Below are 6328 nucleotides of genomic sequence, written 5' to 3'. Positions count from 1 at the left end.
GACGCCATATCCTTCGCCCGCTCGCGCGACAGCGTGCGGACAAGCCGCCGATCGTCGGCGAAGTCGTCGCGGCCATAGTGGAGCTGCACGCCCTCACGGTGCCGCGACAGCGCCACATAGGCCGCATGGCGGTCCATCCCCGGCGTCGCCAGCACATGCCCCTGATCGACCGTCACGCCCTGCGATTTGTGGATGGTCGCGGCATAGCCATGATCGACATGGGCATAGTCCTTGAGGTCGAACGCCACCTGTCGGCCATCATCGAGCCGCACCGCCATGCTGTCGGGCGACACGCGCTCGACCTTCCCCAGCGTGCCGTTCTTCACGCCTAGCCCGCGCTCGTTTTTCAGGAACATGATGCGGTCGCCGGTCGCGAAGTCCCGCGCGCCGCGCTCGGCCGACACGCGCACGTCCGGCCCCAGCTCGCCGGCGTCGCGCAGCCGATCGCGCGCGGCCAGGTTCAAATCGCGCACCTCGGCATTGGTATGGGTGAGGATGATCCGCGACTGATCCGGCGCGGCGATGCGCTCGGCATCCCAGCGGTCCACAAGATCGGCGCGGGCCAGCTCACGCGTCTCGGCCGCCTGCACCATGCCATGCGCCTCATAGGCATGGATCGCCTCGCCTGCCCGGCCCGTCGCCAGCGCCTTGGTCGCGTCGCGCTGCCAGTCCTCGCACTGCCGGCGTATCTCGGTGATCTCGGCCCAACCGTGGCGCTCGGTCACGGCCCGGAACGCCGCCCCGGCCTCGATCGCCTGCAACTGCTCGGGGTCGCCGACAAGAACGACCTTCGCGCCCGCCTGTTCGGCATGGGACAGCACGCACTCCATCTGGCGCGTGCCGATCATGCCGGCCTCGTCTATCACCAGCACGTCGCGCGGGCCTAGCAGTTCGCGGCCCTGCTCCCATTGATATTCCATGCTCGCGATCGTCCGCGACGCGATGGCGGACCCGCCTTCCAGATTCTCGGCCGCGATGCCCGACAAGGCCGCGCCGCGCACCTGATAGCCCTGCGCCTCCCACGCCTCGCGCGCGACCCCCAGCATCGCCGACTTGCCGCTGCCGGCATAGCCGACGACCGACGCAAGGCCCTTGTCGCCGGTGATATGCGCCAACGCCCCGCGCTGCTCGGCCGACAGGTCAAGCCCCCTGCCCTCGGCCGACGCCAGCGCGCGGGTCACATGGGCGTCGGCGACACCATGCCCCCGGTCGATCGCCAGCCCCTCGGCCGCGCGTTCCAACCGCTGCTCGGCCGCGATCATGTCGCGCGACGTGAACCGATCCTCGCCCTTCCCGTCCCGCCCCAGCGCCACCAGCTCGGGCGAGGATCGCACCGCGCTCATCACCTGGTCGAACTGATCCTTGCCGTCGCTGTGCCGGAACGCGAACTGCGCCAGGTCGCGCCGCGTGAACGTCGCCTGCTGGCGCGTGATCGCGTCCAGCGCGATCTCGGGCCGCGCAATGATCTTCTCGCCATTTTCGCGCGCGATCCGGGCATGGTCCTCGACCCGCTCGGCCTCAAGCCCCTGTTCGGGCATCCGCGACGCCGCCGGCCCGATCTTGTGTTGGGGTTCAAGGTCGATGCCCTGCGCCTCCAACGTCCGGTGATCTATGCGGGCGTCTATATCCAGCTCGGCCAACCGCTCGTTGACATGATCGGCCCAGGCCACGCGCCATTCCTGCAACAGCGCCGTGCTGTTCCACTCGCGCACCTTCTGGCCGAAGCCCTCCGGGCCAACCTCGCGCATCGACAGCATGACATGCGCGTGCGGCTTGGGTTGCCCGTCCTTGCCCATGTCCCAATGTACATTCATGTCCGCGACCATGCCGCGTTCGACGAACTGCTTTTCGACAAAATCGCGGGCGAGCTGGATGCCCTGTTGCTGGTTCAGCTCGCGCGGAATCGAGAACTCCACCTCGCGCGCCAACTGCGCGTCCTTGCGCTTCTCGCCGGCCTCAACCTCGTTCCACAAGGTCGCGCGATCGTTTAAACGCTCCGGCGCACCCTCGGGAGCCAAGATTTCCGAATGGACGACGCCGGCCTTGTTTGAGAAATCATGGTCGCGCCCTAGCCGGTCATCGTGCAGCCGTTCCGCCGCACGATAGGCCGCGCTGGCAACGGCGCTCGATCCGTTGGCGCGGCTGATGACCTTGGCCGAGAAATGGTAGATCGCCATAACGGCCGCTATACTGCCCTTCTTAGCGCAGGTCGGCAACGATGTATAAGCGCGCACTCACACTCTCTGCCGTTCGCGTGATTGACTTCGCCGCATTTCTTGATCGGAACGGTTCCTCGCGCGCGCTATCGTGCTACGCTGCGGCTCCATTCATGGGCGCGAGGGAGAGAAGATGCGAAAGGTGCGCGACTATGACGCGGAACTGCGGGCGCTGAACGACAAGGCCAAGGCTTTGAAGGCCCGCAAGGTCCAGCAACTCGGCGAGCTGGTCACGTCCACCGGGGCCGATGCGCTCGATCTGGACACGCTCGCCGGTGCGCTGCTCGCCGCTGTGGAAGCGGCCGACGCGAACGAAAAGGAGGCGTGGCGCTCGCGGGGCGCGGCCTTCTTTCAAGGACGCGGTCGCAAGGCTGGCCGACGCACTGGCGGCAACGGTGAAGGCGCAAGGCAAACTGGCGCAGGCAAGGAACAGGCTTGAAGCCGCCGCGCGCCGCACCGATACGAGAGGATGGGTCGTGGCCCGACGCGAGCGCACGCGCCATCTCATAGAGCTGGGCGGCCTCGTCCAGAAAGCCGGTCTGGTCGAGCTGGCCGACGATGATCGCGCCACCCTTTACGGCGCGCTGCTCGATTGTACAGCGCGCGTTCAAGGCGACGACGCTGGCAATGTGCTGGCGCTCTGGAAGCGGCGGGGCAAGCGCGCGTTCGACGCGGAAGCGGAAGGTGCGGGCAATGGCTGATCGGCCCGATTTCCATGTCATCACCGGCGGGCCTGGCTCCGGCAAAAGCACCCTAATCGAAGCGTTGGCGGTGGAGGGTTTCGACCACATGCCGGAAGCCGGTCGGGCCATCATCCGCGATCAGGTCGCGATCGGCGGCGCGGCCCTCCCCTGGGCCGATCGCGCCGCCTTCGCGGAATTGATGCTGGGTTGGGAATTGCGCTCATGGCATGAGGCCCACGATCGCGCAGGGCCGGTGATCTGCGATCGCAGCGTGCCTGATGTGGCGGGCTATCTGCGCCTGTGCGGCCTCCCCGTCCCGGCTCATGTCAGCCAAGCGGCGGACCTGTTTCGCTATCAACCCCGCGTGTTCATCGCCCCCTTGGCGCGAGATATTCGCGGCCGATGCGGAAAGAAAACAGGATTTCGCGGAAGCGCAGGCGACCTATCAGGCGATGGTCGCGGTCTATTCCGGCCTTGGCTACGAGCTGGTGACGCTTCCCCTCGCCTCTGTCGCCGAACGTGTGCGGTTCGTCCGCGCCGCAATCGAAAGGGAGGAATCCTAACATGGGGCCTCGCGCGATCTGGCGGGCGTTCGACGCGGAAACGGAAGGGAGAAGCGCACCATGAACATGCTCGACGTGGACGCAATCCGCGCCCAAGTCCGCGCGCTCGATTTCACGCGCGGCACACCGGCCGACGCCGCCATGCGGCGCGAGGATGATGCCGACGCGCGCGCCAATCTCGCGATCGAAGGCATGGCGCTCGACGCCGGCGAACACGCCCTGTTCGACATGCTGCGCGAGGAAGCCGCGCGATCGACAGCGACGAAACCGGCATATCGTTCGGCCAGCAGCATCTTGCGCGGCCCTTGCTCACGCCGGATGAAGTCCGCTCGCTGCGCGAGGATTACCAGTTCCTGTTCTTCGCGGGACAACGGTCGATCGTCGCCGCCAAGCTCAAATACTATGCCGATCGCGAGTTCGCGGGCCGCTTCGACAAGGCGTGAAGTCTTTAAACGGCCCCGTAGTCGAAGCGGCATCATTCCGATATACAAACGATATTGAATGATGGCGCTCTGCCATCCCTCCCTGGTCATAGAAATCGCTCGAAAGCGCGGAAAATCGCCTACTGGCGTTCTAAAGGTGAGGTTTGGGGTATGACCTCACCATTAGCGATCGACGCAGCGGTGGATGATCCCCTGAAGGTCGAAGATCTAGCTTCCAAAAAATCGGCCGCCCAGGAAGCCCGTAAAGCGCATTTGCTGCTCCAACCTCATTTCCTGTCCCCCACCCCGAAATGCGCCCCAGCGGCTCGGAAATCGCACCAGGGGCGACGTTTCCGCCTGCTCCGCCCTCTCAATTGGATCACCACCCTATCCGTTTGGCTTTCCAAGAAAGCCAATTTGCTACTTGGCCGTTGGCGCTGTCGTTGCGGTAGGGACGTGGTGTTTAAACATTTCTAATCAAACAAAAAGCGTACCGGCGGAGCCGGTCCATCATGGGGATGCCGGGTGGGAGGATCGCTAAAGCGATCCGGGGCGGCTGAAGGTCGCGAGCCGGCGGGGCGAAGCTCCAGGAGACGGTGTTCTTCTTCTTCTTCTTCGGGTCTGACGATGCGGCGAGTTCGGAGTTATCCACAGGCAGGGCTACCCTAAAACTCACCTAAAACTCACCGTTCGCGTTCTGATTCAAAGATTCTTCTTAGATTCAAGATTCAGGGTGCCTCAAACCCGCAGAAAACCAAGAAAAATTGCCCCGAAAAGTGAGTTTTGGGGTCGAGTCGCGTGAGTGTTGGGGTAGCCTTCGGTGAGTTTTGGGGTCGGTAAAAGTGAGTTTTGGGGTCGAGTCCGGTGAGTGTTGGGGTAGCCGCCAAATCAACGGTGAGGTTTGGGGTATCCCCTCCCCACCCTCCATCGGGGAGCTTTAGGAATTGCCTAGCTCACCGTTGCTGCTAAAGTGAGGACATGACTCGCGCAAGCTCACCTGTAAATAACGGAAAGGCAAAGATTGCCCTAGGCGATGATACCGCCCTCACCCTCTCGCAAAAGGGGCGCGGAAACCCGTTCGATCCCGCCAATTACGGGGAAATCGTCAAACCCGGCGAGCTGGTCGATATTGTCGAGCTGTCCCCCCTCACCCTCGCCGATCGCCGAATCTACAATCTGCTGATTGCCAACGCCTGGGAGCGGATCAGCGAGCCGGTCATTCACCGCATCGCCAAAACCGCGCTCAAGGGCACGCACCAAGGCAACGAGCGCATAGAAAGCTCGCTGCTGCGCCTGATGGGCACAATCGCCATCGTCACGATCCGCAAGGGCGGCAAGAGCTACAAGCGCCGCGTTCAGCTTCTCGGCTCCAGCGACGAAAGCCTCGAAAAAGACGGCTTCCTGCATTACCGCATCCCCGAAGAACTGATTGAGATTTTGCGTAACAGCGAGGTCTATGCGCGACTTAAGACGCAAGTGATGTATTGTTTCGAGTCGAAATACGCGCTGTGCCTCTATGAAATGATCGAACGCCGTATCGGCCTCGAATATAAGCAAAGCGAAGGGCTCTGTTGCAAAAATCGTGAAGCTTGAGCATGCTTGGCGGAGATTGGACGGACGGAACGATGACGGATTTCAAGTGGCGCCATTTCCAGGGTGATGTGATCCTGTGGGCGGTGCGCTGGTATTGTCGCTATCCGATCAGCTATCGCGACCTTGAGGAAATGCTGGCGGAACGCGGCATTTCGGTCGACCATACGACGATCTATCGCTGGGTCCAGTGCTACGCCCCGGAGATGGAGAAGCGGCTGCGCTGGTTCTGGCGGCGTGGCTTTGATCCGAGCTGGCGCCTGGATGAAACCTACGTCAAGGTGCGGGGCAAGTGGACCTACCTGTACCGGGCAGTCGACAAGCGGGGCGACACGATCGATTTCTACCTGTCGCCGACCCGCAGCGCCAAGGCAGCGAAGCGGTTCCTGGGCAAGGCCCTGCGAGGCCTGAAGCACTGGGAAAAGCCTGCCACGCTCAATACCGACAAAGCGCCGAGCTATGGTGCAGCGATCACCGAATTGAAGCGCGAAGGAAAGCTGGACCGGGAGACGGCCCACCGGCAGGTGAAGTATCTCAATAACGTGATCGAGGCCGATCACGGAAAGCTCAAGATACTGATCAAGCCGGTGCGCGGTTTCAAATCGATCCCCACGGCCTATGCCACGATCAAGGGATTCGAAGTCATGCGAGCCCTGCGCAAAGGACAGGCTCGCCCCTGGTGCCTGCAGCCCGGCATCAGGGGCGAGGTGCGCCTTGTGGAGAGAGCTTTTGGCATTGGGCCCTCGGCGCTGACGGAGGCCATGGGCATGCTCAACCACCATTTCGCAGCAGCCGCCTGATCGGCGCAGAGCGACAGCCTACCTCTGACTGCCGCCAATCTTTGCAACAGAGCC

Annotated in this window: 5 protein-coding genes and 2 pseudogenes; 6 read left to right on the top strand and 1 reads right to left on the bottom strand. The window is 63.3% G+C overall.

Annotated elements, in window-relative coordinates; genetic code table 11:
- Positions 1–2177, bottom strand: a 2177-nt coding sequence (gene traA / locus L288_RS41845; RefSeq protein WP_021240130.1) for a Ti-type conjugative transfer relaxase TraA, incomplete at its 3' end; no start/stop codon positions are given.
- Positions 2178–2349: 172 nt separating this feature from the next.
- Between traA and L288_RS41840 the strand changes: the two genes are divergently transcribed.
- From L288_RS41840 to L288_RS41820, 6 genes and pseudogenes are all read left to right on the top strand, one after another.
- Positions 2350–2655 (top strand): conjugal transfer protein TraD, encoded by a 306-nt coding sequence (locus tag L288_RS41840; RefSeq protein WP_015460622.1) that lies wholly within the window; start codon positions 2350–2352, stop codon positions 2653–2655.
- Between the two features lie 37 nt (positions 2656–2692).
- Entirely contained in the window at positions 2693–2917 is a 225-nt protein-coding gene (locus L288_RS41835; protein ID WP_015460621.1) for a conjugal transfer protein TraD, read from the top strand.
- A pseudogene (locus tag L288_RS42910) lies at positions 2844–3462 on the top strand (AAA family ATPase). Before L288_RS41835 ends, L288_RS42910 begins: the two are co-directional and overlap by 74 nt.
- 60 nt (positions 3463–3522) lie before the next feature.
- Entirely contained in the window at positions 3523–3963 is a 441-nt protein-coding gene (locus tag L288_RS44335; protein WP_456242873.1) for a hypothetical protein, read from the top strand.
- Between the two features lie 899 nt (positions 3964–4862).
- Positions 4863–5447 (top strand): annotated as a pseudogene (locus L288_RS41825) (RepB family plasmid replication initiator protein); the annotation flags it as partial.
- A 62-nt stretch (positions 5448–5509) separates the two neighbouring features.
- Positions 5510–6274 (top strand): IS6-like element IS6100 family transposase, encoded by a 765-nt coding sequence (locus L288_RS41820; protein ID WP_001389365.1) that lies wholly within the window; start codon positions 5510–5512, stop codon positions 6272–6274.
- Positions 6275–6328 lie beyond the last annotated feature (54 nt).

The sequence above is a fragment of the Sphingobium quisquiliarum P25 genome, assembly GCF_000445065.1.
GTDB lineage: Bacteria > Pseudomonadota > Alphaproteobacteria > Sphingomonadales > Sphingomonadaceae > Sphingobium > Sphingobium quisquiliarum.
The sequence above is the reverse complement of the archived record's forward strand: the minus strand, read 5'-3'. Positions and strand labels throughout refer to the sequence as shown.